This window comes from Candidatus Glomeribacter gigasporarum BEG34 (genome assembly GCF_000227585.1).
Taxonomy (GTDB): Bacteria; Pseudomonadota; Gammaproteobacteria; order Burkholderiales; family Burkholderiaceae; genus Glomeribacter; species Glomeribacter gigasporarum_B.
The window spans coordinates 1-26564 of sequence record NZ_CAFB01000011.1 but is presented as its reverse complement, the minus strand read 5'-3'; the positions used below and the strand labels follow the sequence as shown (position 1 = coordinate 26564).

Sequence of the window (26564 nt, the reverse complement as noted above, 5' to 3'; positions counted from 1 at the left end):
TGGCTTGTTTGTCGATGGCCATGTCCAGTGCGCGGCGTATCCGCACATCATCCAAAGGTTTATGAGTAGTGTTATAAGCCAGAAAGCTCACATTGAAGCCTGACTGGCTGAGCACGTGAAAATTGGGATCGCGTTCAAACGCGGGAATATCCGTTAGACGCGGGCTAGTGACAGCTTGACACTCATTTGCCTTGAGTTTCTGCATACGTACCGCTGCATCGGGCGTGATATCAAAGATGAGCCTGGACAACTGCACATCGCCAGGTTTCCAGTACTCAGGGTTGCCCTTGAACTGAATTCTTGCGTCCTTGGCATATTCCTGGAAAACAAATGGGCCAGTGCCGACCGGTTTCCAACTGATATCAGAGGGATGGCCCTCCTTCAGCAATTTTGCAGCGTATTCAGAAGACAAAATCGATGCAACAGCGGGCGCTGCTAGCTTAGATAGAAAGGGCGCATGAACAGTATTCAACGTAAATCGCACGGTGTGACCTGCGTTCAACGCTTCAATCCTGGAGATGATTTTGTCTAAACCAGAGTAATAAAAACTGGTAAATTCAACTGGATACGCTTTACGGAATGGCATATTCAAATTACGCATCCGCTCGAAGGTAAAAAGTACATCCTCAGCGTTGAATTCGCGCGTCGGCTTAAACCAAGGCGTGGTATGGAATTTCACGCCGCGCCGCAGATGAAAAGTATAAACCTTGCCGTCTTCTGAAATATCCCACTGCTCGGCAAGACCCGGTTCAAGCTTCGTCCCGCCGCGCTCGAATTCAACTAATCGGTTATAAAGAGGGGCTGCGCTTGCCGTGTGATCTGGAATGGCTCCGGACCGGTTGACATCGAACCCTATCGGGCTTGCTTCGAAACAGTAGATAAGCGTTTTATCTGGCATTGTAGCTACACTGCTTGACAACATATTCGTAGATGCATTCGTGCTGAAAATCAGCACCGTTAGAAGTAGATTTTTCTTAAACATATGCATACATGCTTTGTTCACTTTCCGGTATCGCGGGCAATTTGAGCAGCACATCGTGCAAAGTCCCTGAATTTAATTTGCTCCGGATGTTACTGATGTGATTGCTGGCCGTTGCAACGGATATTCCAAGTGCATTGGCAACCGCTTTGCATCTGGAGTCATCGCGCATAGAAATTAAAATTTGTATTTCTGTATTAGTCAGAAGCGCAAGAGGCTCGAAATATCCCTCTATATTGAAATGATTCAGAAATTTTTGGATGGCTTCTTTCCTTGGATAAAACTCTTGATAGAGTCTGAACAGTTTATGTAAAGAGACTTGGCGCGTGAGATCAAAAAAAACGGATAAGAAGGCAATGATTTTATGTTCGTAGTTCTGAACTCCAACCTTAGTGACGTTTTGAAATTCAACATTGCCCCTACTGCTGAGGATAAATCGTTCAGTGCTTATAGAATGTTTAGTCGATAGAATCTGTTTTTCAATTTTGTCGTTAAACTGTATGCTCTTGCTATGATTTGATATCGTGATTTGATTTAAATTTCTTTTCTGTTGAATTGTGTTATCAAACAAAATGTCTTGCGGTGTAAATCCAATGATGTCATCCACAGTTTGCAATCCACAATTGACGACCATGTGATGATTGGTCACTAAGTATTTTTTTGTGTGCGCATCCTTCACATGAGATGAGTGTGGAAATTTCTCCACGAAATCTGACAAGAACTCGCCGCTACAGCTGATTCTTTTTAGATCGGGCAGAATATGAGCTGCATTCATAATGCTTTCTCCAGCCGGTAAAATAATTTTACTGACTGAACACTAACTCTAATTTTTGATATTTGGTTCTACTCACCAATTTATAGTTAAACTGAAACGTTGATATTTGAGCGGTTTCCTAAGGCAGATTGAATTTTCATATCAATCAGGTATTGGCCTGATTTGAAAATATCGGAGAAAAACGAAACATCCCATGAAAACCTCAACGGCACATTAAAAAATAACCCAGATAGATGTGGTTCTCTTTCACGCGCTTTCCTTCAGATCGGGCAACGATGCAGCCTATGAGCACATCGGCCTGTTGTGCTCGAAATAGATCACCGGAGGAACGCCATGCCAAACCTGAGCAAAGAAGCGCTGACGCAAAAGATTTACGAAAATAAGTGTGCCCATCCAAGCCTGGAAGACATCCTGAACTGTTTTTGCGAGCTGCAATGCAGTGAGCTGGTGTCTCTGTTTCATGATCTGGCCTCTGTGCTTCATCAAGCCTGGCACGCGGAGAATATCGAGCTGAGCGCATCGATCCGAGAACGGTTTCAGCAGGATTTTTTGGAAGTGTCAGACATTGAAGCTTTAGGCGCTGAGCAGACGGCTGCCGACCCCAGTGCCGACGCCGGCCATTGAACAGAGGCGGTTTGAGCGAACGGTTGAGCGCCGCCGGCTGACGCATGGAGAATTCAAAAGAATGCCATTGGACGCGCCGGTGACGAATACGATCATGGAAGCGACAGCCTCCTTGCGCTCACCTGTTTTAGACCGGCAGTTCCGCCGGCGTATGCCCTTTCAGCCAATCGGCCAACGCCGCGTTCATGCGTGTTTGCCAGCCCGGGCCGGAGGCGCGGAAGGCAGCCAGAACATAGGGATCGCATCGGAAGGCAATGGCAATCCTGGGTTCGCCAGAGACAGGGGGTCTGCCGCGTTTGCGCTTGAGCGTGTTGAGATGCGCGCGCATCTCGGCGCTGGCGTCTGGCGCATCTTCATCCTCGGCGGGCTCCTCGCCCCGCGCAATCGCCGCGCGCACCCGCGCCCAATCGGTCTTGCTTTCTCCCCGCGCGCACGCGGCACGCATCTCTTCAAGCGTCATCGTCGTGAGTTTTGAGCCACTCATCGTATACCTCTCTTTCTTTCCGGCTCGCTGGCCGGAAACTGATGATTCGCGATGTATCGCGTTCGGTAAAAATAACCGTTAGGACAGCCGATACTTCAGTCACATAGGCAAACGCCTGAATTCTGCGTTCGCCCTTNCGTTCACCGGAGACATCCATTCGTAAAGGATTATCCAGCACTCTGTGCGCATGGAGGAAGTCGAAACCATGCTTTTTCNGATTGCTCCGGCGCTTGACTTCATCCCACTGGTATCGTTCGGCCATTCTNGATATTGTATATANTAAATTATAGAGAAAGGCAAGACGCTTTCCTCCACCATACAAGTCAATGAGCGAGAACAGAGCAAATATGATGCAATTCGAAGTGGATCCAGCCAACCCGCCAAAGCTGAGCAAGGCCGCAATGCGCCGTCTGGTACAGATACAAGATAGGGCAATCGACTATAGCGACATTCCGCCCTTATCGGACAAATGGTTTGAGCAGGCGGAAAAAAGGGCGCACGTTTCAGTTAAACGGCCTATAAGTCTCAGGCTCGATCAGGACATCATCGACTACTTTAGAAAACAGGGCCGCCGTTATCAAACCCGCATTAATGCCGTGCTACGCGCTTATGTAGAAAGCCAGAAGCATGCCTAGCCGTCATCCACGGGTCTTTACAAGAGTTGCGTGCTTTCGCCCGAATACTTTGCGTGGATTTATACAACGCTCAAATGATTTGCCTGAGTTCTTATTGCTTCTGTTTCTGCTCTTTGCAATTCCGGAGTATTTTGATTTTCAGTGCGAGACGCCAAAAGTATCTCGAGCGTTTTCCAGTGTTCTTCTTTTAATTGGCTACACAATTGTTCAGCGGATTGAGATAAACAAAGCGCGGCTAGAATTTCCAGCAGGCGGCGTATTTCTTTATATTGTTTCGATTCTTCATGAGCAAACACTTCTGGAAAAGTAGTGACCACAAGCGCAGGCGCTGCGGGAACCGAACAATGATTGACATCGGCCGTATCCATTGTAGAGAGCGTTCCGGTCAGCGTTAAGGGCTGTAATGGAGTGCGTTCTGTCAATGTGTTTTGCACAGAGGACTCGCCTTCTGTGGCGGGCAGCGATTGTGATCTTTCAGCAAGGATAGCCTTTAATATCAGTTCTTTGAGAATATTCTGATAAATCACTTGTCTTTCATGTGGATCCGCTTGCAATAATTTGAGTTTGAGATCTTCTGTTTCCCGTATATCGAATTGTGCAAGAATATCGCGTAAAGCAGCGGTCAGATCGTTAATGCGTGCGCACAAGAATCGGTCTCTTTCTTCTGCAACGCCATATCTTTCGTTTGCCCAGTGGACGATTCTGTTCGCCACGGGAAGCGCTTCCAAAAAATTGTTTGCCGTTTCTCCAATGTGGTTGCCGATATTGGCAAGAACGCTTTTTTTGTTCGGCTGCACAGGATCGGACGAGATCAGAGGGACAGAAGAGGAAACGTTGTGATCACCGACGAACATTTAAATACTCCTTTTATATTCCGCTCTCCATACCGTCCGCCTTGGGCGCTGAAAGATGCGGGTAGGCTGTTTTCCAAAATTGCTCGAGCCGGTCGATTTTGTCGTTTGCGGTTGAGCAGAACGCTTTAAACAGGGACGCATCACACGCCTGAAGACGCGCGATATCCGCGCGCATGCCTGTCAAGCCCTCTGCATATTCATTTTTCAATTGATTCAGAATGCGCGTGAGTACATCCGCAGTCGACGCATCCATAGATCGATGGGCGCGCGCCGCTTCAAGCGATTCAGAAAATGTGCGATAGGACGCGACGAAAGCTTGGGTTACGGATTGGATACACAATGGATCGTGTTGCGCTATTGCGGCGTCTACTGCCGACCGAAACGACGCTGCGGATGGACCGATGTGCTGCACCGATTCACGCGACGATCCGTTCGAAAGCGCGCCAATTGCTGCGCGGGCGGTGGAATAGGGGGGACTGAGATCATGGTGCGTCGCGTGAGCGCAACTGAAGCCGTTGCGCTTCGATTTTCGGTTGCTCCATCGTGCGCGTCAGCAGAGCAAGAATCTGTCCGAGCAAGACCTCGATATGCTTCGATTTCTGCAAGCGCTGGTATTGAAGCTCAGCGATGAACGCGGTCGTGAACAACTGTTCGCGGGCGAGCTGTACCGGATCCGCCTGCGCGGCCATCTCGACAATCCAATACGGATTGCGCCAGCGACGGCCCGCTTCGAAATCCTGCAGCTCGGATAAGCTCATTGCACCGGTCCGCTTCGCCGTCCTGGAGGCCGTCGCATCGAAATAGCGTGCTGCGGCATCCGATTGCTTGATCTCGCGGATCAGTTGTGCGCTGCCTGGAAACGGCGTGTGCGACGCGATTTCGTCGAACATCGCTTTTTCGCTGGAACTGATGCTGGTCTGGTATGCCTTTTGCATCGCAAGGTACAGTCTGCCTTTTTCAGTGCGCGCCTGTTCCTAAGTGATGTGCTCCGGCGGATTCGGATCGAGCGCTAAACGTGCATACGCGCGTGCGGCATCGATTTGCTCAGGGGTAAAAGTCAAATCCGCGGGCTTGTCCGGCTTGCCGGCTCCGGTAAAAAGCGATGCCGCATCGGTATCGCCATCCGGCAGAGTAGAGGCCGTACAGTAACCGAGTTTTGCTTCGATGGCGCTGCAATAGTGCGCAAGATGAATTGTGGCCGTCGTTTGACGCGAGGCGTCGATCGCGGGCGCCGGTTGATTCAGCGCTACATTCAACGCGCGGTTGCTCGTCGATGCGCCGCCTCGACGATAGCGTGAAGCGGCCATTTGGGTATGACGTACCGCGGATGCCGCATAATTGCTGCCGGATGCGCCGCACGCATCGATGGGCAATTCCGTCTCGCGCGCGACGCGCTCCCGTTCCGCCTGCCGCTGGATCTCAACCGCCATTTCGCGCTGCGTATGGCTGGCCTGCACCACGCTGTCTGCAATCTTGGAACCCGCGCTGGACAGATTGGTATCGATCTCGCCCAGCAGCTTTAACACCGACGCGATGCCTGTCTGGATCGCATTCACGACAGCGCTTGAAGCGGATTGCACGGCATTGACCACGCACCCGTCACATGCCGCATGGGCATGCACCGGCATCCACAGCAGGGCAGCAGCGGTTAAAGATGCAATGGACGCTCGCTTTTTCATTGAAATAAGCGTTTTAAGCGATCCATCATGCCGCGTTGCGCTTTAGGCGCAGCGGCTTTACGCGGAGGTTGGAGGTCCGCTGGCCGGCGCATATCCGATGGGGAAGGTGTGGATGATGCATTCAGGAGAGGGCTTTGCGCTTGTGCGCGCGCCGCCTGAAGCGCTGCGGGCGGCGTTTGCCGGGCTTTTTCTGCCAGCGCCTGACAGGACTCTTGCCGGATTTTTCTGAACGCGGCGATCATGACGGCACTGTTGCCCAGCCATTGCGTCGGATATTCAGGAAAATGATCCAGACAGGCGCGCTCCAGATCATCGAGTAATTGCAGATGTTCGAGCCGTGTGTCGATGCCGTTTAAGCGCCGCTGTTGTTCCTGCTGTTGCGCAGCCCTCATTCGGGTGCGCAATGCGCAAGACCCCGCGCTGACGTCCAGAGGGAATGCGGCAGTACTTGCGGCGATCATTCCGATGAAAAGGCGTCGAATCATCCAGATGCGCTCAAACGTCCGGCAGCCGCCAGGCGCCTTGGGTGCGCATGGAAGTCGGCGTCCAATGATAGGCATAGATCGGATACAGCTCGATGGCCTGCGCGGGCACGGGCTTGAACATCTGTTCGGCGGCCCACACGAGCAGCAGCACGACGGGCAGTTCCGTCTTCTCTGGCAACACAACGGTCTTGCCCAGTAAAGCGTTCTCATGCGGTCGGATTTGAGCATCGATCGGCCGATTGAAAATCCGCTGGCTCTTGCGACTGGCCAGTTCCACAATGAACGGCAAAAAGCCATTCCGGTGAAAAATCTCGGACGCGGCGCAAGGCTCGCCCTGGAGCGCAAAGGAACAGTTCCATACGCGCTCGAAATAATCGCCCAGCGCGCGGTGCAGTTCGACTGGAATCCGAACACGGCTCATGCGCTAACGTGTGTCTTTAGATGGCTTCACGCCGAACCGGTTAAGGTCGAACTGGACGCCTTTTATCGCTTCAACCAACTGAGCCGTCATCGTGCGGATCATCGCGCCGAATTGCTGCGGCGTCATTTTTCCCTGTTCGATCAGCCCAAGCGCTGTTTCCCACTTGGCGGTTGTGACTGGGTCAGATAAAGCGCGAGGACATTTGCGAATCAGCTCGATGCCTCGCTCGGTAGGACGCAACGCGCCGTTCTTCTCGCGTACCACATAGCGGCGCTGCTTCAGCCGTTCGATGATGGCATTCCGTGTGCGTTCCGTGCCGATCCCCTTCGACTCGCGCAAAATCTTCCGGTCCGCGTCTGAATGGACAAAGCGGTGAATGTGGGTCATCGCCGAAATCAGCGTCCCGTCCGTAAAACGCTTCGGAGGCGTCGTTTGCGCACAGCGCACACGCGCGACACCCCCTTTGAGCGGTTGTCCCACCTGCCAGGAAGCGGGCAGCGATTCGGTTAACATGGCGGCGCTTGTACGGCTGCAGGTTCAATCGCGGGTGTGCGCACTTCGTCTGGTGCAGCTGCACCGTTGTTCTCGGCCTTTCTTTTGGGACGCGGGAGGCGCGCATGCGTAAAGCCCAATGCGCGGTGCAGCGCGGCATCACAGGCATCGGTGACCCACCCAAGGTCGATATAGCCCGTCATCGCATATCTGCTTTCAGGGTGGGTCGACGGCCAGAACACCGCCGTCTCGAACCATTTGTCCGCGCGCTTAACGACGGCGCGCAGTATTCGGGCTTTACGCTATTCGCCTCCGCGTATGCAGGTTTCATCAAATACCTCGAAAGAGTGGATGCCTATAGACTGTCGAACACGATATGGATGGAGTTTATGCCGACCTTGATTTATCCCTATCATATAAATGATACATATTTATGGATATTCCAGCAAGAGCACAGGGAGAAAGCGTCGAAGCGCCCTTCATAGCGTCTGTATAATCTGTTTGGTGCGTACTATTCCCTACACATCTTCATATGGATTCCGATACCCAACGGGGCGCTCGGCATGCGCCGTTTGATGAAGAAAGCATGTTTGCGCTTTTGGTGAAGGCCATCAAACGTTTTCTTGCGCGCCTATGCCAGGGCTTTGCTCCGATATCGTCTTCTCCAGTACAGCGCGCCCCAAAACACCCATGCACTCAAAAAAAAGCCCAGACCCCATTTGCGCGCTCGATCTTGAGAAGTGGCGCATCCGGCATGGACTCACCATTGCCGCCGCCTGCGAGCTGCTTGGGTTGCCTTATCACAAATGGGGCGCGCTTTCGAAAACCCCGGCCGCGCCGATTCAGGATGCCACCGTGTGCATGCTCCTCACGCTGTACGATCAGTATCCAGAGACGCTGCCGATCCAGCGCGCGCCTGATTTTTTGTCATTCATGAGGGCGCTGGGTTATGCACCGGACAAGCCCGCTGACCGCACGCAATGCGCCAGCGCGTTAGGGCGGGAAGGCGTCGCCGCCTATCGCTGGTTCGATGAAATCAATCGCTTGAGCAGACCGGTCGAGCGTCTGATGGAAGCCATCCAGCGCCTGCCTGCCCCATCGGGCCAGGAAAAGCGCCGCATTCTGGAAAGCACTGCTCAGGCAGTCGCGCAGCGAATGGGCGTACCGGATCCGATCCAGCGTAAATCCTGGCGGGTACAACGATGAACGTCCAGGTGTATGACGCGCCCAAAACAAGACAGATCCGCTCAAAACCGCGCGGCATTGAAGTCACGGTCCCGTTTTTTTGTCCGCCTGAGCGCATTCCTGCGCGCATTTGCCTGTCCGATATCACGATGCCGACCCTGAGAAAAATACCCAGCTATATCACGGGCCTCTCAGGATTCAGCGTGGAGCGCAACCTGCATCTAGCGGCACAGTACGCTGCCGCGCGGACTTTGGAGATGGTCGTCATCGATCTGTTGGTCGGCTATACGCAACCGTTGTCCATGCACTTTCGGTCGCTCGAACGCATTCAGGCGCATGATGTCCTGAGCCTGTTCCGCGCGTCCAGAGCATTAATTGAAGCACTCGCTGCGTACTGGAAAGCGTGGATCGTTGAAGACGAAGGCGCACAGGCCGAAGCGTGTTATGACTGGAGACGCCCCGCGGACTTTATCGCGCGTCGTCCGGATTTCATTCCTCATTTGCTACAACAGGATGCGTTCGCGCATCTTCATCTGCTTACCCATCCGGTGATGACGCCGTTTCACGATAAGCCGCTGACCGCCACGTCATTTCGAGCAGATTATTCTCATATTATGCGCGCCCATGCCCGTCTGCATCCGGAGATGGAGGTGGTGATATAGGATTTGTTGATCAGCGCAATCTAGTGTGCTGTTCAACCCTTTCATGCTGCACTGTTTTCCAGACGACTTCCAGATCAACAGAGAAATATCCGTGTGATACACGGTTACGCATCAGATCAGCATCTTTCCATAGAACATCGGGATATTGTTCAGCAAACTCAGGATCATGTTTTTCGATGTTGCATGCCGCTTCGCCAATAATCTCAATATTGCGGATCACGGCATCCTGTACCATCGCATTTTGCAGAAAACTGACCTTATCCATATTTTCAGTATATGGCATGGATCCGGTTTCAAACGGGCTCCGCTGTTTTCAATACATCAGTCAGTTTGCGCTATAATTCGCCCCTTGCGTGCAAAATCCTTATGACAACCAGAAAGGCGGCATTAAAAACCTATTTTCTGACCGGATTGCTGATTCTGGTCCCGCTCGCGATTACCCTGTGGGTCATCAGTTTGATTATCGGGGCGATGGATCAAACGCTGACGCTACTCCCGGAAGCCTGGCAGCCTGAGCGTCTGCTCGGTTTTCATCTGCCGGGGCTCGGCACATTACTGACCATCGCGTTTATTTTTACCGTCGGTCTGCTCGCGCAGAACTACATCGGCCAGACGCTGGTGCAATGGTGGGAAACGTTGTTGCGTTATATTCCGGTGTTCGGGCCGCTTTATACCAGCATTAAACAGGTCTCCGATACCCTATTTTCGGACAACGGCCATGCCTTCCGTAAAGCGCTGCTGATTGAGTATCCGCGCCGGGGCGCTTACACGATTGCGTTTCTGACCGGCGCGCCGGGCGGCGATGTCATCAACCATTTGAATGGCGATTACGTCAGCGTGTATGTGCCGACAACACCGAACCCCACTTCAGGCTTTTTCTTAATGCTGCCGCGCGTCGATGTGATTGAACTGGATATGACAGTGGATGCGGCGTTGAAATATATTGTTTCGATGGGCGTGGTGACGCCGGCGACTCCGTTGAATCGCTCGGAGCCTGTGCATGATCTTACTGCGCGCCCGTGAGCCTGCGTCGGGCGGCGTTCGGAATCGAATGAGCACTCAATATTGTGGTCTGGTGAGCCAGACGGATTTAGGCAGAATCGTATCTTTATGCGGCTGGGTTGCGCGCCGGCGTGACCACGGTGGTGTCATTTTTATCGATTTGCGTGATCGGGAGGGCGTTGTTCAGGTCGTATGCGACCCAGATCATCTTGCGCATTTTGAAATTGCTGAAAGCGTGCGTAACGAATATTGCGTGCAGGTGCGCGGCGCAGTGCGCGCGCGGCCTGCAGGCAGTGAAAATGCAGAATTAGCCAGCGGACAGATCGAGGTATTGTGCGAATCGCTGACGATATTGAATCCGTCCAGTCCGCCGCCGTTTTTGCTGGATGATGATTCGCTTTCTGAAAATACCCGCTTAACGCACCGCGTGTTTGATTTGCGTCGTCCGAGAATGCAACACAATCTGAGGTTGCGTCATCGCGTCGTGATGGAGGCGCGTCGTTATCTTGATCAAGCGGGGTTTATCGAAATTGAAACGCCCGTATTGACCAAAAGCACGCCTGAAGGCGCGCGCGATTATTTGGTGCCGTCGCGGGTTCATCCCGGCAGTTTCTTCGCATTGCCGCAGTCTCCGCAATTATTCAAGCAGATGCTGATGGTGGCGGGTTTTGACCGTTATTATCAGATTACAAAATGCTTCCGGGACGAGGATTTGCGCGCGGACCGCCAGCCCGAATTTACGCAGATTGATTGCGAAATGTCGTTTTTGAATGAGAACGAAATTCGTGCGCTGTTTGAAGCGATGGTTTCTACTCTTTTTAAAAATGTGCTCGGTGTCAGACTGAATGAACCGTTTCCAGTGCTGCGTTACAGCGAAGCGCTGCACCGTTTTGGCACCGATAAACCCGATTTGCGAATTAAGCTCGAACTCACTGAACTGAGCGATGCCGTGAAGGATGTCGATTTCAAAGTCTTCAGCGGACCGGCCAATCAGACCGGCGGGCGCGTCGCCGCATTGCGTATTCCTCAGGGTGGCGCGCTCTCGCGCGGGGAAATTGACGGCTATACAGAGTTTGTGCGTTTGTATGGGGCGCAGGGATTGGCATGGGTGAAGGTGATTGATTCCGCCAAAAGGCGCGAAGGCTTACAAAGCCCCATTGTTAAAAATCTGCACGATGCGGCGCTTGCGGCCATTCTGGAGCGCACTGGCGCGCAAAACGGCGATTTGATCTTCTTCGGCGCGGATCGTGCAAAAGTGGTCAATCATAGTCTGGGCGCGCTGCGATTGAAGATCGGCCAATCTGAATTTAGCGTAGCGCACGGGCTGTGTGAAACGGGCTGGCAGCCGTTGTGGGTGATTGATTTTCCGATGTTTGAGTACGATGAGGAAACGGCGCGCTGGAGCGCGTGCCATCATCCCTTTACCAGCCCGAAAGATGAACATCTAGAGCAGCTGGAATCTGACCCAGGCCGTTGCTTGGCGAAGGCGTATGACCTGGTGCTGAACGGCTGGGAACTCGGCGGCGGTTCTGTGCGGATTCACCGGGAAGATGTACAGCGCGAAGTGTTCAGTGCAATGAATATCAGCGCGGATGAAGCGCAACAGAAATTTGGTTTTCTGCTGAATGCGCTGCAATATGGCGCGCCGCCGCATGGCGGCATTGCCTTCGGTCTGGATCGCATTGTCGCAATGATGGTGGGCGCGGATTCGATTCGCGATGTCATTGCCTTTCCCAAAACACAGCGCGCGCAATGTCTCCTCACACAAGCGCCGAGCCAGGTGGACGAGCGCCAGTTACGCGAGCTGCATCTTCGCGTGCGCCAGTAATCTCAATCAGCATACCTGCTTTCAATGGCTTTTCAACCATTGAATCAACATTGGCATCTTGCCGCGTTGATGCAAAAACTTCTTCAGATTATCCAATGCCTGCATCATTTCCATAGTTCATTGCTCTCACATAGTTCACAATCTCTTGCGCGTCTTTGGGTTTTCGATGCCCCTCCCCGGAGACCTCAAATTCCAGCACATCCTCTAAAGTACTGTGCGTGCCTTCAACCTGAGAACTTAATGTTGACTCATGACGCGCAAACATTACGACAAATATAATCTGCCGGCGCTGTGATTAGGCGATACTCCAGCACCAGTCCAGTTGACATAATGTCTGACTCACCAGGTCCCATTAAGTACACTGCTCAAAATTTACCAAAGCTTTTATCCTCATAAGGAAGCCATCCAAAAATTCTTGAGTCATTTTAATATAGAAAGTTATTTTGATCCTCGTGCGCCTCTTACTCAGAAAGAAATACAAGTACTCATTGCGATGCGCGAGGATTCCAGATGTAAAGTCATCGCCAATAAATTCGGATGCAGTGTACCGACAGCCAGCAATCACATTCATAATATCAATGGAAAGTTAACGTCGGGTATCTTACACGAGGTACTACGCAAATTACCCCCAATACCTGAAGATAAACAAAACATGTATACATACCTTTAAAAAAGGAATTACATACTTTACTAACCAAAATCTCCTCTATAATACGAACTATAGCAAATGGAGATTGCCGTGAAAGTGATTAAAAAAAACCGGAAAAATGAGTCTATACCAGTTCTTCCAGCAATTCCCCAATGAGGAATCGGCTCGTACTTTTTTCGAGGAAAGGCGCTGGCATGGAAACCTTGTTTGTCCACATTGCAGCTCGGTTTCCGTTGCCACGATCAAATCAGGAAAACCGATGCCCTATCGCTGCAAGGACTGCCGGGAACATTTCGGCGTCCGCACGGGTACCGTGCTTTCCAAAAGCAAACTAGCTCTCCGCAAATGGCTCATGGCTATCTACCTGCTGCACACCGCCCGTAAGGGAATATCAAGCATTCAGATAGCAAAGGAATTAGGCATCACTCAAAAGACGGCATGGTTCCTCAATCATCGCATCCGCGAGGCCATGAAACAGCGCGGGGGATTATTCGGCGGGGCAGTCGAGGTTGATGAGACTTATATGGGCGGCAAAGAGAAGAACAAGCACGCTTTCAAAAAGCTGAAAGCTGGACGCGGCACTATCGGTAAGAAGGCCATCGCAGGAGTGTTACAGCGCGGCGGGATGGTCGCTGCCAAGCCGATAGACTCAACCGACCGTGAAACGCTGTATGGCTTTATCAAAGCCAGTGTGCAGAAGAGTGCTACGATCTATACGGACGATCATCGTTCTTATCTCGGAATGGAAGGCGATCATCATGAGGCCGTAAAGCACAGCATCGGCGAGTATATTCGCGAGCAGGCCCATACTCACTATTCCCAATCCCCTGCACGGACGCTTTGTCGAGATGGTTGATGCCGTTCTTGGAAAAACCGGCGGCACAGAAAACGCGACTGTGAGAAAAGTGCCGGAGATTGAAACATGGGCGGTACCTCTGCAAGATATTTATGACAATGTTGCAGTTCGTCTCGATGCAAGTCATTACAACCGGGAAACGGCTGTTGCCCTACAGGAACTTCAAAAGAGCAAGTCCTCATTGAATCCATTGTCCGAGTTGGCGGATGTAAGACTCCAGGCCAGTTTGTCCGTATTTGGGCGGAAGAAAAGACATATGGGCTGCCGTATGTGAACGCTACCGACCTGATGAGCCTCACAGGCATCGGAAATTTCAGCGGCAACCCTCGCTACCTGTCGAAGGAAACCGATGTTGACATGGAAGAACTGATTATCCATGAGGGCTGGCTTTTGATAACGTGCTCAGGGACTATCGGGCGTGTTTTCTATGTTCCCAAGCGGCTTGACGGATAGGTGTGCGACACATGACCTAATCCGCATCATTCCCAAACCGGGAATCCCAGTTGGCTTCCTTCATGCGTATTTGTCTTCCCCTGTAGCACAAAAACAGATTACCGGGCATACACACGGCGGCCAGATTGATCATGTAACGCATATCAGATTGGCGAAATGCTTGTCCCTATATTGCCAAAAAACACAATGGCTGAATTGCATGAGCGCACCGTGCAAGCCCTTGAGAAGCGTGAAGAGGCAATCGCCATGCTTTCCGAAATAGCCAATGATACACAGCGTTTGATAAAGAAATGAGCGACGATAATATCATCTACCTAATCCCGCCTGGCAATATCCGCTGCTTCATAACTGACAAGCTGCGCAAGGACAAGCCGGAAGAAAATGTCCGCCAGCGGTGGGCGCGTAGTTTGGTAGATGAGTATGGGTATTCCAAAAACGATCTGGCGATTGAGTTCCCTATCCGCATGGGAACTGCGAAAAAAAGCGCCGACATTGTGGTTTTCAAAGCAGGAGGCAAAAAGCAAGAAGACATCATCATCATTATTGAAACAAAGCGGGAAGACATAAAGGCATCAGATAAAAGCAAGGGCGAAGGCCAGTTGAAGAGCTACATGGCCGCAAGCTCGTCCTGCAAATACGGGCTTTGGGTTGGGAAGGAACGCTATGCTTTTGAGAAGCTCCCCGATGGGTGACATTGCACTGGTAAGCGACATCCCACGCGCCGGAGAAGAAAAGCCGCACCGTCCGGAGCGCAAGGATTTACAGATTGTTCATTTCACTGACGGATACGAAAACTGATGTGAAGGGCGCGGTGTATGAAGAATTGGTAGGGCAGAATCTTCGTGGCGATCGGGGCGAGTATTTTACCCCGCGCAACGTTTGCGACATGACGGTACGCATGATTCAATCCCTGTTCCCGGAAGAAAAGCTCACTTCTCTTACAGTCATGGATTGCTGTTGCGGGACAGGTGGCTTTATTGCGTCATGGATTGACAACTTGCGGCATATCATCCGGAACCAAGAACAGAAACGTCAAAGCAAAAACCTTGAGAACAAAGTACGCGACCGAATACGGGAAGCCTGTTCCCGTAACCTGTACGGACTTGATATAAACCCTTCCTTGTGCGCACGGCGCAAATGAACCTTGTCATGCACGGGGACAGCTCCACGAATGTTTACAGAGTGGATTCAACCCGCTCCCTTGGCGAATGGTCTGATGAGGCCAGAAAAAATTCCGTATGGGAAAGCCGATGTCGTTCTGACTAATCCGCCATTTGGCGAGGAAGTGAAAATTGACGACGCGCATATATTGGACAGGCACGAGCTATCGCGCTGGGAAGCGCAGAATCCCCGTACTGCCATGCCGGCAGAACAATTGTTTGTTGAAACCGCTATGATGTTCTTGAAGACAGGCGGCATATTAGGAATCGTATTGCCAGATGGAATACTGAATAATCCTGGGTTGCGCTTCCTGCGCTCATGGCTTTTGAAACGCGGGCGGCTTATTGCCTCTATAGACCTCCCCAAGGAGACATTCAGCAATAGCGGCGGCGTCAACAATCCGAGCGTGCTTATCGTGCAGAAATTCACAAAAGAGCAGGCGCAACAGGCCGCTGCCGGCATCATTGAGCAGAATTACAAGGTCTTTATGGCAACCCCGCGCACAGCTGGAATAGATAAAAGGGGGAAACCCATCTATTTACGCCATCCGGACGGACGTGAAATCACGGATGATGAAGGTAACCGCTTCAAGGATGATCAGATAGCGGCGGTTGTGGAAAAATTTGTTAACTGGCGGAAGGTAGAGAGCCTTGGCTACTAAACAACCCTCGCTTACAAAGCGAGGGGTTAGAAATCAGGAGTCGATTTGAAATCGACCGTCATCGTGCACAGGCTCGCCCGCTTGTTCTTGATGTACCGCTGTATCCTTTCGTCGGTAGTGGTGCCGGAACTGACAGCCAAATAGTCTCTGGCCTAGAAGTGCCTTCCCCAAAATTGCTTCCGCAAATGTCGCATAGCGACAAGCTTAACTTTCACTTCGCCTAAAGGCGAAGGCTTTCAACCATCCCCGAAGAAAACAGTAATATATATAGTTCCCAAAAGTTTACACACTCCATCTGCGGCGCGGCGTGAAATTCCATACCACGCCTTGGTTTAAGCCGACGCGCGAATTCAACGCTGAGGATGTACTTTTTACCTTCGAGCGGATGCGTAATTTGAATATGCCATTCCGTAAAGCGTATCCAGTTGAATTTACCAGTTTTTATTACTCTGGTTTAGACAAAATCATCTCCAGGATTGAAGCGTTGAACGCAGGTCACACCGTGCGATTTACGTTGAATACTGTTCATGCGCCCTTTCTATCTAAGCTAGCAGCGCCCGCTGTTGCATCGATTTTGTCTTCTGAATACGCTGCAAAATTGCTGAAGGAGGGCCATCCCTCTGATATCAGTTGGAAACCGGTCGGCACTGGCCCATTTGTTTTCCAGGAATATGCCAAGGACGCAAGAATTCAGTTCAAGGGCAACCCTGAGTACTGGAAACCTGGCGATGTGCAGTTGTCCAGGCTCATCTTTGATATCACGCCCGATGCAGCGGTACGTATGCAGAAACTCAAGGCAAATGAGTGTCAAGCTGTCACTAGCCCGCGTCTAACGGATATTCCCGCGTTTGAACGCGATCCCAATTTTCACGTGCTCAGCCAGTCAGGCTTCAATGTGAGCTTTCTGGCTTATAACACTACTCATAAACCTTTGGATGATGTGCGGATACGCCGCGCACTGGACATGGCCATCGACAAACAAGCCATCATCGATCAAGTCTATGAAGGACGCGCGCAAATTGCGGTAGCGCCGATGTCACCATTGCAATGGTCTTACGACAAAACACTGCAAGACGCGCCGCGTGATCTGAAACAGGCAAAAGCCCTGTTAACGCAAGCCAGCTACCCGAACGGTTTTGAAATCGCTTTATGGACGCCGCCTTATCGATCCTATAATCCGAATCCGCGGCTGATGGCCGAAATGATCCAGGCAGACTGGGAAAAAATGGGTGTTAAAGCAAAAATCGTGGCATACGAATGGGGCGAGTACGTTAAACGGGCAGCGAAGGGTGAACACGACGCCTTGACCATTGGCATAGTCAGCAACGTTCCCGATCCTGATAATTGGCTCAAAGTGTCTAGTTGTACTGAAATAGGCAGTAGTTTTAATTTCTCTAGATGGTGCAATCCATCATTCGACGACTTGATTCAGCGCGCCACTCAAACACTGGATATCGCTGAGCGCACTCGTCTCTACACGCAGGCGCAAAAGGTATTCAAACGCGAACAGCCGTTTACCCCCATCGCCTACGCGACTGACTACCAAGTCATCAATAAACGTGTGACGGGTTTCAAAATCAATCCTCTTGGCCCAACGATTTTTTCCGGGGTTGGCCTGAAGTAATTTGCAGCGTTCCATTTTTCCAGAGCACCTCAATTTGTGCAGCCTCTAAAAAATTCTCTTTAAACCTTTTGCGTATCTGGTTTCCAAACGTTGCATCCTCTTCATTCCAGTATTGATGAATGAGGGATGCAAGCCCTCCGTGTTGAAGTTCATAGATGCAATTCAGGAAGTCATCTTTGCCTGGATGACGACACTTCTCCTCATAGATTTCTTGTACCCATGATGTGTGCTCGGAGAGCTTTTATTTTTCTTCATCACGAAAGTCTATATTTCCGCCCAGATTCAATGTCAAAAACAGAGCGCCCAGGCGGCTATGGCGGAGTTGCGGGCATGGCGGGTTCAACCAGCAGGGTGAGTACGTCAGGTGAGATGATCAAAACACTTGCACATCGAACTCAAAGTGTTAGGCTCGTTCCAATTGCGCAGTGGAGGCGATTATGCTGCGCTGCGCGCCCGTCTCTCAAATCATTGCTTCTTTCCGATGCTGGACGCGCTGACTTTGTATTGCCCCAACGTGGAGCAGCACGCCGCCGTGCAGTGTGGAAAGGGCGGGCATTGAAATGATGCGAGAACAGGATGCAGGAAAAGCAGCGGAAATAGAAGCATGGGTTAATCAGGTTGCGCTGACTTGCAATATCCTGCCTATGGATTCGGCAACCTTTCGACTGTGGGCAAAACTCATGCGTCGGAAGTCGGATTCCTTTTATGAGGACGCAATGATTGCAGCAAGCGCGCTGATACATAAACTGACCGTTGTCATTCGGAATGTCCGAGACTTCGAGCGCTTTCAGGTACCGTTGTTCAATCCATTTTGAAATGAATGCCCAGCTCCAGGGAGCGCTATGATGGGAATCGGGAAAGCGCACTCAAGACATCGACACCATCAAAATCAGTTTTGTCTTGAGCGCTTGTTCCGCAATGGATGCCGCAACAGATTAAAATGAAGCAAAAGCGCTTCTTATGATTAGAGGTCGGCATGAAAAATAAAATGCTCGTTTCTGATCCTGACACCCTGGGAAGCGCGCCTGTATTCGCTGGCACTCGCTTCCTGCTGCTGTGCTATTTGAGCACCTGGCCGATGGGATGACACTCGACCAAATTCTTGAATCGTATCCTACTCTAAGTCGGGAGGCTGCCCTTCAAACGCTGCATGAAGCTGAACGTCTTTTTGAACGTAAGCAGACAGCGGCTTGATGCGTATTCTGATGGATGAATGCTTGCCACAGCAACTGAGGCAGTGGTAATTGTCTGCTCAACCAGAATGGGAAGTGCGCACCACATAAGCAGCGGCGTGAATCGCCAGACAGCTGTTGCTCGTGATCTGATGCGCAGTGATGCCGAATTTCTGATTGAAATACCGCATCCAGACCGTATTGATCTGCGTAACGCCATAATCCCGGGTGCCGTTTGTATTCGAACGCATCAGGCCCGGTCGGTGACTGCCACCGGATTCGATCTGATGAATCGCGCGCAAGATGCACGCGGGCACCTGATATTTTTGTTCGGCCCGCACGACGCATGCCTGGAGGGGCGGTGGGGCCATCACGGGTAACGGCATCGCTATTGTCCTGCCTCGATCTCGTTTAAACAGGTCAACATCGCTTTGAGCTTGCGCGGATCGAACAATTGCGCATATTCTCCGCCCTTGCGGATGAGGTCTAAACGTTCACGTGCTTCGATCAGGGTTTCAAACGCATGCGGCCATTTCATTTCCATCGCGATCAGGATGGGGATAGCGGCACCTAGGGGAATCCAGTGAAAGAAATGATTCAGTTCCGTGTGGCAGTCTTCCATCTGACGCCGGTTCATCCGATTCAGGCATTGGGCCATACGGTCTACGGCATTGCGAACGACGGGCGCACTGGACGGCATACGGTAAGCCTGGTCGATGCGCCGCGTGATCATGTGACCGACGGTTGACGTCATCAGATCGATCAGCGCATACCTGGGAGGAGCAGGATGAGTCATCATCTTATGTATTCTATATAATATGCGTATTATACACAACGCATGTTTTCACTCCGTCCAATGAATACACCGGATCAAGCAAAGCGCACCGATACGGGCAAGCGCCGTTCAAAGCCGCCTGAACCGATTTGTGAATGCGAAAACAGCGTTGCGCTGAACCATCTGGCGATACTGGGCGGCCTTGGTTTGCTCGCGCATTGCGCGGAATTCGGCGAATGTCTGTCTGAAGGCAGTCCGGCGAAGAGGGTGGGGAATCCTCCTGTGCGCGCGCTGGATCCACGCCATCGCATCGATCCCCGCACACGCTTCATCCCCCGTTGAACATGTCCGCCTACGGCGCTTCTGAGAGGCAGGAACTTTCGCAACACCGCATCACGCTGGATGCGCGCCCGTTCTCTGAACGCATCGGCGCATGGCTGGCGTATCCACGCCACTATGCGAAGGTTCAGATCGGTCTCGCACTCTGCGCCATCCCGCTGGCCTGTTTCTGGCTCGCGTTTCTGCTGGCATCGATCGGATTGCACCTTTGGTTTCATCAGCAGCGGCAGGGTCTGCCGATGCGCATGCCGCATGACCTGGGCGGGATCGACCCTTCGCTGGACGTGGTCAAGCGCACGCCGAATGGGCGCGGCGAACGCGTTGAGCAGCACGCGGCCGAGGGTATTTTTTATCTGGGCAATCAACGGTCTCAGGATCGCACCGAGCAGATGAAGGAACTTTGGGTCACGAATTCGGATGCGCGCACCCATATGCTGCTGATGGGGGCCACCGGTTCGGGTAAAACCGTGACGCTGCTCTCCCTATGTTCAAACGCGCTTACCTGGGGTTCGGGCTTTTTTTATTCCGATGGCAAAGCGGACAATAGCCTGCATGCGGCCGTCTGGTCGCTGTGCCGCCGTTTTGGACGCGAAGACGACTATCTGGTCCTGAACTTCATGACCGGTGGCGCGGATCCGTATAAAAAACGCAAAAGCACCGAAAAATCATCGAACGGCGCCAATCCCTGGTTTGAAGGCAGTCCGGATTTTCTGTCTCAACTCTCGTCATCCCTGTTGCCGAAAGCCAGCGGTGACGGCGCGCAATGGCAGCAGAAGGCAGTCAATATGATGGATGCGCTGATTCGCACGCTCTGTTATGAACGGGCGGCCGGTCATCTGACGTTATCAGTCGGCGTGATCCGCGAGTATCTGGCGTTGCCGAATCTGGTGAAGCTCTACCTGAAAGGTAAAAGAGGGGAGATTCCGGAATTCGCTTTTTTGCCGATCAAGGCGTATCTGGAAACCGGTTTGCCGGGCTTTAAACCGGATTTGGCGGATAAGCCAGATAAATGGGAACAGACGGTCTGGGATCAGCATGGCTATCTGACCGGGCAATATGCGCGCACCTTATCCATGCTGGTCGATACCTATGGGCATATCTTCAAAGACCAATACTCCGAGGTCGATATGATGGACGTGCTGCTAAACCGGCGCATTCTGGTGGTGATGATCCCGACGCTCGAAAAGTCGTCCCAGGAAGCAGCCAACCTCGGTAAACTGGTGGTCTCCAGCATTCGGCTGATGATGGCGATGAACCTGGGGCACACGCTCGAAGGGTCGTATGCGGACGTGATCGCGACCAAGGCGACGAACTCGCCCGCACCGTACATCATTGCGATGGACGAGCTGGGTTATTACTTTGCAGAAGGCATCGCGCTCATGTTCGCGCAGGCGCGCAGTCTGGGTTTTATGATGATCGCCGCGGGTCAGGACTTCGCGGCGATGGCAAAAGGCGAAAATAAGGAAGAAGTCGACTCGATCATTGCGAATACCAAGATCAAATACACCCTGGCGCTTGAAGATCCGGACAAGACGCTCGATGTATTTAAAAAGGTGGCGGGCCAGGCCATTACCGTCGAAACCGGTTCTTACGAGGGTTCGGTCAATCCCTTGACGGCCACGAACTACCGGCAAAATCTCAGCGGCTCAATCCAGCGGCGCGACCGGATCGAATTGCAGGAATTAAAAGCGCTAAAGGAAATGGAAGGCGTGCTGATTTTTAAAGATCAAGTCATCCGTGCCCGCAGTTTCACCTGGTTTCATTCGGCCAAATTCTCGGCTCTGCCTTTCCGGCTGAACCGGTTCTTGCAGGTGGATGCTCCGACGCTTGAAGCGCTGACTGGGAAGCTTGCGCCGCGCCAGTCCGGCGACCCACGGTTCAAGACGATTGATCGAATGATGGAGATCATTCAAAGCGGGCAAGCGCCGGACTATCCCCGTATTGTGGACCCCGTCGCGGATGCGATTCGGGCGGCTTATCGGAGAATCGAGACGCACAACCCCAATGAGACGCCCATCAACCGCGGCATCGCTTATTACGTGGCCGCGATCCGCGCGATGCGCGCGCATACGCCAGATGCACAAGGCCGGTATTGGGAACCGGATAAGACCGCTGCGTCGAGTCAGAACGTTGAGATGCACAATGAAGCAATGGCGCGCAATCCCGTGTATCACGATCCGCCGTTGCAGGAAAAAAAGGCGGCTGAATCTTCAATGGAGGCGCCGCCGGAACGCCTGTTCCCGGAAGCAGCGGACCGCACGGAGCAAACCGCCGACGCATCCGCACCTGAAGAACCGGCCGCGCACGCTGCGCTCGACGCCTTTCTGCACCAGGCGGGCGAATTGCACATGGCTGAAGGGCAGACGCCTTTGCCTGAAGCCGCGCCTGTGGAGCCAGTCACGGCGTCTGAATCCCCGTGCACGCCCGCCTCTACCGCAAACGTTGCGCCACAACCATCGGCAGCGGCCTCTGACGCGCAGACGTTCGAACAGCGCAGGGATAATACGGTCATCGGCTTTACTGAAGAAACCGCCGAGACCTTTGTTCAGATTGAACGCGCGCTGGGTAATGACACCCCGCTCCAGTCGATGCAGCGCACCGAAGCCGAAATCTCGGAACAATTGACATGGACAAAGCCGGTTGAAGACATGTCACCTGCCGAGCTGGATCGATTATTCGATCGTATTGAAGCCCATATCCAGCAGTCAGCGAGCACGGTGGAGACCTAAATATCGTTTACACATGAGCACCGTATGCTGCATGAAACACGCCATGCGACTCCATCCTGCGTATACCTTAGAGCAACTGCATCAATATCTCGCGGTACCTGCCTCCAGTCGTCCATTGGTCAGTTATCAGCCGGACTCGCTTGAACCTGAGAACGCATTTTCGGAGAAAGAAAGCGCACGGCTGAGGGAGATCGTGGATTCTGGAGACGGTGTTTATCCGAAAGCGAAAGTCAGCAAGCTGCTCATTGATCTATCGTGGGCTTCTTCACGGCTGGAGGGGAATACGTACACGTATTTGGATACTCAAACGCTCATCGAATACGGACAACGGAATGAAGACAAGCCGCTTGAAGAAGCGGCCATGATCCTCAATCATAAACGCGCCATCGAGTTCATACTGACCCATTCGACGCTGACTGTCGATACGATCCAGCAGATTCACGCCCTGCTTGCAGATAATACGCTGGCTCCGAATTCCCGGCACTTCCTGGAAAAAGACCGATGCGGCGTGATTCGCTCCTATACGCCGGAGGGTTTTGAAATCGATGGCTTCTCTTATCTGCCGCCGCAGGCAGAAGGCCGCCCGCCCGGATTTATTACGGCGCAACTGGATCGACTGATCGAAGCCACCCATACACTGGACAGCCCAGTGAATCAATCGTTCTTCCTGATGACCCGGCTACCCTATCTACAGCCTTTTTATGATGCCAACAAGCGCACTTCCCGAATCGGGTGCAATATTCCGCTGATCTCGCGCGGATTAACGCCGATGTCCTTCGTTGACTTCGATAAAGGCCGATATTTGGCCGGGATGATCGCATTTTACGAACTAGGCGACGAACGCCTGGCAAAAGATGCGTTTCTGGATGCCTATTTGTCCTCCGCTTTCCGTTATTTGCCGTTCACAGAGGCGCAAAGAGTCATTTTGGCGACTGAAAAAGATCAGCATGTCGCTGATGCAAAACGCTTTATATTAGAAGGCGTCATGGAAAATACACCCATTTGGCGGAAAAAGGCGAGCGATGCACCGCTTCGCCCCTCAGTTGCTCCGCCGTGAATGATTTAAAGCCGATCTTCTTCGTGGAAATTTTGGATATCTTTAATCACAATAGCCATGTTTCTCTTTTGTGATTCTGTGTCGAACTGCTCTTGAGGTATTTATGGGCCACAACCACGTGTAATACAGCCGCAGGTCGAGCTGGCCATTCCAGTTAAGACCGGCAAAAAGCTCAGCGGGGATCGCTTTAACAACAGAGCATGCAAGCAGACCGATCATGACATATGCACTGAAGAATAAAATGAAATGATCATCATATCAATCCCAGGCGCAACATAGGCAGAAAAACACAATGCACCTGTCAGCACGGCTGCACTGGTCAGTTTGATCTGTATCGCTTTTTTCTGCGGCAAGTTTAAATTAAACTGGAATTCTCTTTTCTCCTTCTGCTCTTTGGCAACACGCTGAAAGCGTCCAATAAGCGCCTCACCTTTCTTGTAGCTCCACAGGTAAGGAGCAATCTGCTTATAAACTACCGTCGCGCATATCATGCTTACAGAAATCCACACCAGATCCTCAGAGAAGATATACATATATTTCTCCATGTAAAAAGCTTGAATTTCGAAAAACGCTCGAAGTTTTACAAAGCGTTTTTTGAATGCTCCTCAGTATCTCGAGCCAGTTTGTCAATATATGATCCCTGGGACGAAATCCAGAGAATTTATGTAACGTTGCTTCCGAATGATCATACGACTACGGGCGAACCGACACTGCTCGACTGTCAACAATCACTGTGTTCTTCATTTAAAAGGGTTCACTTATTTATGATAAAATTAGAACTTTAAAGCTAGAAAGATGTACAATGGCATTAGGTTTACCTAAATTGGGTGCCAACATGGTTTTGCCCCTTCTGATGAGACTTAACTCCCGTTTTTTAAATGGGTGGGCAGGCGCTCAAAGCCGTCAGAAGCCGGCGGGCATATTTCCCTTTCAGGTCTTGTATTAGCCCACGCCCGCCCGTAGAAGCAAAACCGATAGGCAAAATAAAAGCGCAAAACTAACCACGCTGCACCTTCGGCAACAGTCAACCTACGCACTACGGCTTAACCCTATTTGCGGTTGCTAATCCTTGCGTTATATTCCCTACCCGCATAGTCCTTTAAAAAAGGAGACAAAAAATGTTCATGAACGCCATGATGGGTGCGGCAGTTATCAGCATGAATAATGCACGGGCGAGAAAAAACGCCAATGAGTGGATGGCATATGCCCAAAGGCTTGAGCGTGATATTCGTGTGCATAAAGCCAATAGGACAGGTCAAAAAGCAATAAAAGATGCCGCACTAAAAGAATTGGCACGGCTTGATCCAAAGAATTATCTGTTAATCCAAGAAAATCGTTCTCGGATTTTTGATGCAGCAGCCAATCCAGTCTTGGAAGGGCGCGCAGAATAGTTCAATGCTCTGTATCTATTGATGCGGAGCTGTGACTAGCTGGCACCGCAGTTCCTTTACCTCCTCCCACTCTCTGCATGGGTGAGGCATGCGCTCTCGCAAGCGATACGGCCTGCCCATGATGCGCTTTAGTCTTGTCGTCCATATCGGTTCCGATACGACTGCTCATTGATCCGCCGATCCAGGTCAAGACTTGATCGGGCACGACATTAATTAGACCAAAGCAGGTGTTGCACAGCGTCAGGCACATGCCGACGTACAGCACGATAAAGCACAGAATGCTGACGATGCCGGTGATTGAATCGTATTGCGCATTCTGCATCGCCACGCCGAACATCGCGTTGAGCAAGGTGCCGAGTACCATGATACCCGCCCCGGCCAGCACGAAACCAATCACCATGAAGACCGGCCGGAATATCAGGTTCAACAGAAAAATATACCCATGCGCCGTGCGTGGCCCCATCCCTTCGCCGTCGCCATCCAGATGCGTCATCGCCCATAGAGGTGCGGCGATCATCGCTTCGCCCACAACGGCGAACCAGGACACCACACCGCCGAACCAGATGATGAACGGCAGCATCGGCACGTAAATCGATCATGTCGCCCCAAAAAAGAACAGCGCCACGACCATCATCACCACAAAAGGCCCGATGGCGCTCAGCACCCCGCCGACCGCGCCGTGCGCGATGCCATACGTGCCACCGCTCGCGATGTCCGCCACAAAGCCAGCCAGTTTGCCTCCGTTCGACTTCGAGGCTTCATACAGGGCTTTGATGCCCGCCCAGGCGCCGAGTGAGCCCCAGCCGGCATCGAGGATGTAATCCCCCAGATTCTTCATGCCGATCAGCGGATTCGTCATCCCGGACGGGCCTTGCCCGCTATTCATGTGAACAGCCCTCTGGACCAGCTTTTGACCAGGAAAAATCTTGGATAAATAACTTTTCGGATCCGTCGTGCCAACGGACAGGTGATTCGCCAGAGCCTGCGGGGAAGCCATCGACGCCGCCTGCCGCATTTGATTTTTGAATGAGCCGTGTTTATGCGGCTTCTTTTCCACAATAACTCTCCCAATCAAAGGGCACCCAAATGCCGCCTTCGCGCAAACGGTCAAAACTGCGTTCGCCCAGAAATACCTTCATGCCTGCTTTACCTAGATTGGTGAGTAAAATTGTTGGGCGCACATCTCGATAGCGCCGGTTTAGAACGTCAAACAAAATGACCTGCTCGCTATCGGTGCCATATTGCGCACCGACTTCATCGAGCACGAGCAGATCGAGCGTGCTGAACAGCATAAGCGTTTGAGTCTCGGAATACTCGGAATCCCGCCGCCAGGTATCGCGCACTCGGCGAATCAAATCCATCGTATTAATGTACAGCGCCGTTCCGTTGCGCATGACGGGGTCGCGTCACGCAACGGAGGACAGAGTACGCTAAGCCTGAGGGAAGGGTCGCAAGGGCCTGAATGTTCCTTTCCTGGGCGTTTTTCCCTGCTGCAAACATCATTCCCCGTCAAATTGATATGCTCCCAGCCCAACGGTGACAGATATACTAGAAGGTACGCCTCAATAGACTGGCTATGCTCCCTGAGCGCC

The 26564-nt window shown here is 52.0% G+C and carries 41 protein-coding genes and 1 pseudogene; 23 read left to right on the top strand and 19 right to left on the bottom strand.

Features of this window, described 5'->3' with window-relative positions; translation table 11 throughout:
- Positions 1 to 898, bottom strand: an 898-nt coding sequence (locus CAGGBEG34_RS00295; RefSeq protein ID WP_238984912.1) for an ABC transporter substrate-binding protein, incomplete at its 3' end; no start/stop codon positions are given.
- Between the two features lie 76 nt (positions 899 to 974).
- Positions 975 to 1754, bottom strand: coding sequence for a LuxR C-terminal-related transcriptional regulator (locus tag CAGGBEG34_RS00290; protein WP_006681951.1), 780 nt, complete (start codon positions 1752 to 1754; stop codon positions 975 to 977).
- Positions 1755 to 2087: 333 nt separating this feature from the next.
- Between CAGGBEG34_RS00290 and CAGGBEG34_RS00285 the strand changes: the two genes are divergently transcribed.
- Positions 2088 to 2378 carry a hypothetical protein gene (locus CAGGBEG34_RS00285; protein ID WP_006681950.1) on the top strand — a complete coding sequence of 97 codons (291 nt, stop codon included), beginning with the start codon at positions 2088 to 2090 and terminating at the stop codon, positions 2376 to 2378.
- A gap of 127 nt (positions 2379 to 2505) precedes the next feature.
- Here the strand turns inward: CAGGBEG34_RS00285 and CAGGBEG34_RS00280 are convergent, their stop codons facing one another.
- Positions 2506 to 2862 carry a BrnA antitoxin family protein gene (locus CAGGBEG34_RS00280; RefSeq protein WP_050009256.1) on the bottom strand — a complete coding sequence of 119 codons (357 nt, stop codon included), beginning with the start codon at positions 2860 to 2862 and terminating at the stop codon, positions 2506 to 2508.
- The gene (locus CAGGBEG34_RS11480) at positions 2828 to 3124 is read right to left on the bottom strand and encodes a BrnT family toxin (RefSeq protein WP_042687075.1); all 297 of its coding nucleotides are present in this window, start codon (positions 3122 to 3124) and stop codon (positions 2828 to 2830) included. Before CAGGBEG34_RS11480 ends, CAGGBEG34_RS00280 begins: the two co-directional genes overlap by 35 nt.
- Before the next feature lie 85 nt (positions 3125 to 3209).
- On the opposite strand from CAGGBEG34_RS11480, the gene CAGGBEG34_RS00270 reads away from it, so the two are divergent.
- Positions 3210 to 3497: a BrnA antitoxin family protein gene (locus CAGGBEG34_RS00270; RefSeq protein ID WP_238984911.1), complete on the top strand. Its 288-nt coding sequence runs from the start codon at positions 3210 to 3212 to the stop codon at positions 3495 to 3497.
- Positions 3498 to 3556: 59 nt separating this feature from the next.
- Here CAGGBEG34_RS00270 and CAGGBEG34_RS00265 read toward each other — a convergent pair whose 3' ends face one another.
- From CAGGBEG34_RS00265 to CAGGBEG34_RS00235, 7 genes are all read right to left on the bottom strand, one after another.
- Complete coding sequence (locus tag CAGGBEG34_RS00265; RefSeq protein ID WP_006681946.1) at positions 3557 to 4351, bottom strand: hypothetical protein; 795 nt, start codon at positions 4349 to 4351, stop codon at positions 3557 to 3559.
- 13 nt (positions 4352 to 4364) lie between these two features.
- Positions 4365 to 4763 carry a hypothetical protein gene (locus CAGGBEG34_RS10870; protein WP_006681945.1) on the bottom strand — a complete coding sequence of 133 codons (399 nt, stop codon included), beginning with the start codon at positions 4761 to 4763 and terminating at the stop codon, positions 4365 to 4367.
- A 70-nt stretch (positions 4764 to 4833) separates the two neighbouring features.
- Positions 4834 to 5286 (bottom strand): hypothetical protein, encoded by a 453-nt coding sequence (locus CAGGBEG34_RS00255; protein ID WP_042687071.1) that lies wholly within the window; start codon positions 5284 to 5286, stop codon positions 4834 to 4836.
- A gap of 39 nt (positions 5287 to 5325) precedes the next feature.
- Complete coding sequence (traW, locus tag CAGGBEG34_RS00250; RefSeq protein ID WP_042687068.1) at positions 5326 to 6030, bottom strand: conjugal transfer protein TraW; 705 nt, start codon at positions 6028 to 6030, stop codon at positions 5326 to 5328.
- Positions 6027 to 6491, bottom strand: coding sequence for a hypothetical protein (locus CAGGBEG34_RS00245; RefSeq protein WP_006681944.1), 465 nt, complete (start codon positions 6489 to 6491; stop codon positions 6027 to 6029). Before CAGGBEG34_RS00245 ends, traW begins: the two co-directional genes overlap by 4 nt.
- A gap of 34 nt (positions 6492 to 6525) precedes the next feature.
- Positions 6526 to 6936 carry a hypothetical protein gene (locus CAGGBEG34_RS00240; RefSeq protein WP_006681943.1) on the bottom strand — a complete coding sequence of 137 codons (411 nt, stop codon included), beginning with the start codon at positions 6934 to 6936 and terminating at the stop codon, positions 6526 to 6528.
- A 3-nt stretch (positions 6937 to 6939) separates the two neighbouring features.
- Complete coding sequence (locus CAGGBEG34_RS00235) at positions 6940 to 7449, bottom strand: DNA topoisomerase (RefSeq protein ID WP_042687066.1); 510 nt, start codon at positions 7447 to 7449, stop codon at positions 6940 to 6942.
- Positions 7450 to 7553: 104 nt separating this feature from the next.
- On the opposite strand from CAGGBEG34_RS00235, the gene CAGGBEG34_RS00225 reads away from it, so the two are divergent.
- From CAGGBEG34_RS00225 to CAGGBEG34_RS00215, 3 genes are all read left to right on the top strand, one after another.
- Positions 7554 to 7913 (top strand): hypothetical protein, encoded by a 360-nt coding sequence (locus CAGGBEG34_RS00225; protein ID WP_158641737.1) that lies wholly within the window; start codon positions 7554 to 7556, stop codon positions 7911 to 7913.
- Positions 7914 to 8118: 205 nt separating this feature from the next.
- Positions 8119 to 8634, top strand: coding sequence for a hypothetical protein (locus CAGGBEG34_RS00220; protein WP_006681940.1), 516 nt, complete (start codon positions 8119 to 8121; stop codon positions 8632 to 8634).
- On the top strand, positions 8631 to 9275 hold the full coding sequence (locus CAGGBEG34_RS00215) for a hypothetical protein (protein ID WP_006681939.1): 645 nt from the start codon (positions 8631 to 8633) through the stop codon (positions 9273 to 9275). The genes CAGGBEG34_RS00220 and CAGGBEG34_RS00215 overlap by 4 nt, the downstream gene beginning before the upstream one ends.
- Positions 9276 to 9285: 10 nt before the next feature.
- Here the strand turns inward: CAGGBEG34_RS00215 and CAGGBEG34_RS00210 are convergent, their stop codons facing one another.
- The gene (locus tag CAGGBEG34_RS00210) at positions 9286 to 9558 is read right to left on the bottom strand and encodes a HepT-like ribonuclease domain-containing protein (RefSeq protein WP_006681938.1); all 273 of its coding nucleotides are present in this window, start codon (positions 9556 to 9558) and stop codon (positions 9286 to 9288) included.
- A gap of 83 nt (positions 9559 to 9641) precedes the next feature.
- On the opposite strand from CAGGBEG34_RS00210, the gene CAGGBEG34_RS00205 reads away from it, so the two are divergent.
- Positions 9642 to 10298 (top strand): DUF502 domain-containing protein, encoded by a 657-nt coding sequence (locus CAGGBEG34_RS00205; protein WP_006681937.1) that lies wholly within the window; start codon positions 9642 to 9644, stop codon positions 10296 to 10298.
- Between the two features lie 28 nt (positions 10299 to 10326).
- Complete coding sequence (aspS, locus tag CAGGBEG34_RS00200) at positions 10327 to 12105, top strand: aspartate--tRNA ligase (protein ID WP_006681936.1); 1779 nt, start codon at positions 10327 to 10329, stop codon at positions 12103 to 12105.
- 88 nt (positions 12106 to 12193) lie between these two features.
- Here the strand turns inward: aspS and CAGGBEG34_RS09895 are convergent, their stop codons facing one another.
- Positions 12194 to 12382 carry a Fic/DOC family N-terminal domain-containing protein gene (locus CAGGBEG34_RS09895; protein WP_275226107.1) on the bottom strand — a complete coding sequence of 63 codons (189 nt, stop codon included), beginning with the start codon at positions 12380 to 12382 and terminating at the stop codon, positions 12194 to 12196.
- A gap of 138 nt (positions 12383 to 12520) precedes the next feature.
- On the opposite strand from CAGGBEG34_RS09895, the gene CAGGBEG34_RS11475 reads away from it, so the two are divergent.
- From CAGGBEG34_RS11475 to CAGGBEG34_RS12035, 11 genes and pseudogenes are all read left to right on the top strand, one after another.
- Positions 12521 to 12775, top strand: coding sequence for a helix-turn-helix transcriptional regulator (locus tag CAGGBEG34_RS11475; protein WP_275226106.1), 255 nt, complete (start codon positions 12521 to 12523; stop codon positions 12773 to 12775).
- A 97-nt stretch (positions 12776 to 12872) separates the two neighbouring features.
- A complete protein-coding gene (locus tag CAGGBEG34_RS00190; protein ID WP_050009255.1) occupies positions 12873 to 13610 on the top strand; it encodes an IS1595 family transposase in 738 nt (245 codons plus the stop codon).
- Positions 13603 to 13884, top strand: coding sequence for a hypothetical protein (locus tag CAGGBEG34_RS00185; protein ID WP_006681935.1), 282 nt, complete (start codon positions 13603 to 13605; stop codon positions 13882 to 13884). The genes CAGGBEG34_RS00190 and CAGGBEG34_RS00185 overlap by 8 nt, the downstream gene beginning before the upstream one ends.
- 335 nt (positions 13885 to 14219) lie before the next feature.
- Entirely contained in the window at positions 14220 to 14357 is a 138-nt protein-coding gene (locus tag CAGGBEG34_RS10860) for a hypothetical protein (protein WP_158641736.1), read from the top strand.
- Positions 14354 to 14755, top strand: a complete 402-nt coding sequence (locus CAGGBEG34_RS00180; protein WP_042687060.1) for a type I restriction enzyme HsdR N-terminal domain-containing protein — start codon at positions 14354 to 14356, stop codon at positions 14753 to 14755. Before CAGGBEG34_RS10860 ends, CAGGBEG34_RS00180 begins: the two co-directional genes overlap by 4 nt.
- Before the next feature lie 74 nt (positions 14756 to 14829).
- Positions 14830 to 15204, top strand: a complete 375-nt coding sequence (locus CAGGBEG34_RS00175) for an N-6 DNA methylase (RefSeq protein ID WP_158641735.1) — start codon at positions 14830 to 14832, stop codon at positions 15202 to 15204.
- A 30-nt stretch (positions 15205 to 15234) separates the two neighbouring features.
- A complete protein-coding gene (locus tag CAGGBEG34_RS00170) occupies positions 15235 to 15885 on the top strand; it encodes an N-6 DNA methylase (RefSeq protein WP_081463676.1) in 651 nt (216 codons plus the stop codon).
- 277 nt (positions 15886 to 16162) lie between these two features.
- Positions 16163 to 17509 (top strand): annotated as a pseudogene (locus CAGGBEG34_RS00165) (ABC transporter substrate-binding protein); the annotation flags it as partial.
- Positions 17510 to 17891: 382 nt separating this feature from the next.
- Positions 17892 to 18068: a hypothetical protein gene (locus CAGGBEG34_RS10855; RefSeq protein WP_158641734.1), complete on the top strand. Its 177-nt coding sequence runs from the start codon at positions 17892 to 17894 to the stop codon at positions 18066 to 18068.
- Positions 18049 to 18324 carry a PIN domain-containing protein gene (locus CAGGBEG34_RS00160; RefSeq protein ID WP_238984910.1) on the top strand — a complete coding sequence of 92 codons (276 nt, stop codon included), beginning with the start codon at positions 18049 to 18051 and terminating at the stop codon, positions 18322 to 18324. Before CAGGBEG34_RS10855 ends, CAGGBEG34_RS00160 begins: the two co-directional genes overlap by 20 nt.
- A 214-nt stretch (positions 18325 to 18538) precedes the next feature.
- Positions 18539 to 18703, top strand: a complete 165-nt coding sequence (locus CAGGBEG34_RS12035; protein WP_081463673.1) for a DUF433 domain-containing protein — start codon at positions 18539 to 18541, stop codon at positions 18701 to 18703.
- 58 nt (positions 18704 to 18761) lie between these two features.
- On the opposite strand, the gene CAGGBEG34_RS00155 is transcribed toward CAGGBEG34_RS12035, so the two are convergent.
- Complete coding sequence (locus tag CAGGBEG34_RS00155) at positions 18762 to 19052, bottom strand: lytic transglycosylase domain-containing protein (protein ID WP_158641732.1); 291 nt, start codon at positions 19050 to 19052, stop codon at positions 18762 to 18764.
- 17 nt (positions 19053 to 19069) lie between these two features.
- Complete coding sequence (locus tag CAGGBEG34_RS10850) at positions 19070 to 19219, bottom strand: hypothetical protein (protein WP_203224806.1); 150 nt, start codon at positions 19217 to 19219, stop codon at positions 19070 to 19072.
- Between the two features lie 45 nt (positions 19220 to 19264).
- Between CAGGBEG34_RS10850 and CAGGBEG34_RS10845 the strand changes: the two genes are divergently transcribed.
- From CAGGBEG34_RS10845 to CAGGBEG34_RS00135, 4 genes are all read left to right on the top strand, one after another.
- Positions 19265 to 19429, top strand: coding sequence for a hypothetical protein (locus CAGGBEG34_RS10845; protein ID WP_158641730.1), 165 nt, complete (start codon positions 19265 to 19267; stop codon positions 19427 to 19429).
- A 108-nt stretch (positions 19430 to 19537) separates the two neighbouring features.
- Positions 19538 to 19798, top strand: coding sequence for a hypothetical protein (locus CAGGBEG34_RS00145; protein WP_006681933.1), 261 nt, complete (start codon positions 19538 to 19540; stop codon positions 19796 to 19798).
- A gap of 2 nt (positions 19799 to 19800) precedes the next feature.
- Positions 19801 to 22524 carry a TraM recognition domain-containing protein gene (locus CAGGBEG34_RS00140; RefSeq protein WP_050009253.1) on the top strand — a complete coding sequence of 908 codons (2724 nt, stop codon included), beginning with the start codon at positions 19801 to 19803 and terminating at the stop codon, positions 22522 to 22524.
- A gap of 43 nt (positions 22525 to 22567) precedes the next feature.
- Complete coding sequence (locus CAGGBEG34_RS00135; RefSeq protein ID WP_158641729.1) at positions 22568 to 23581, top strand: Fic family protein; 1014 nt, start codon at positions 22568 to 22570, stop codon at positions 23579 to 23581.
- 215 nt (positions 23582 to 23796) lie between these two features.
- Here CAGGBEG34_RS00135 and CAGGBEG34_RS00130 read toward each other — a convergent pair whose 3' ends face one another.
- Positions 23797 to 24114 (bottom strand): hypothetical protein, encoded by a 318-nt coding sequence (locus tag CAGGBEG34_RS00130; RefSeq protein WP_006681931.1) that lies wholly within the window; start codon positions 24112 to 24114, stop codon positions 23797 to 23799.
- 585 nt (positions 24115 to 24699) lie between these two features.
- Between CAGGBEG34_RS00130 and CAGGBEG34_RS00125 the strand changes: the two genes are divergently transcribed.
- Positions 24700 to 24972: a hypothetical protein gene (locus tag CAGGBEG34_RS00125; protein ID WP_006681930.1), complete on the top strand. Its 273-nt coding sequence runs from the start codon at positions 24700 to 24702 to the stop codon at positions 24970 to 24972.
- Position 24973: 1 nt separating this feature from the next.
- On the opposite strand, the gene CAGGBEG34_RS11470 is transcribed toward CAGGBEG34_RS00125, so the two are convergent.
- Genes CAGGBEG34_RS11470 through CAGGBEG34_RS00115 form a run of 3 tightly spaced genes read right to left on the bottom strand, consistent with a single transcriptional unit; the run spans position 24974 to position 26366 of the window.
- Positions 24974 to 25558, bottom strand: coding sequence for a DotA/TraY family protein (locus CAGGBEG34_RS11470; protein WP_320408612.1), 585 nt, complete (start codon positions 25556 to 25558; stop codon positions 24974 to 24976).
- A 9-nt stretch (positions 25559 to 25567) separates the two neighbouring features.
- Complete coding sequence (locus CAGGBEG34_RS11465; RefSeq protein WP_050009250.1) at positions 25568 to 26029, bottom strand: hypothetical protein; 462 nt, start codon at positions 26027 to 26029, stop codon at positions 25568 to 25570.
- Positions 26010 to 26366, bottom strand: coding sequence for an ATP-binding protein (locus CAGGBEG34_RS00115; RefSeq protein ID WP_006681929.1), 357 nt, complete (start codon positions 26364 to 26366; stop codon positions 26010 to 26012). Before CAGGBEG34_RS00115 ends, CAGGBEG34_RS11465 begins: the two co-directional genes overlap by 20 nt.
- Positions 26367 to 26564 lie beyond the last annotated feature (198 nt).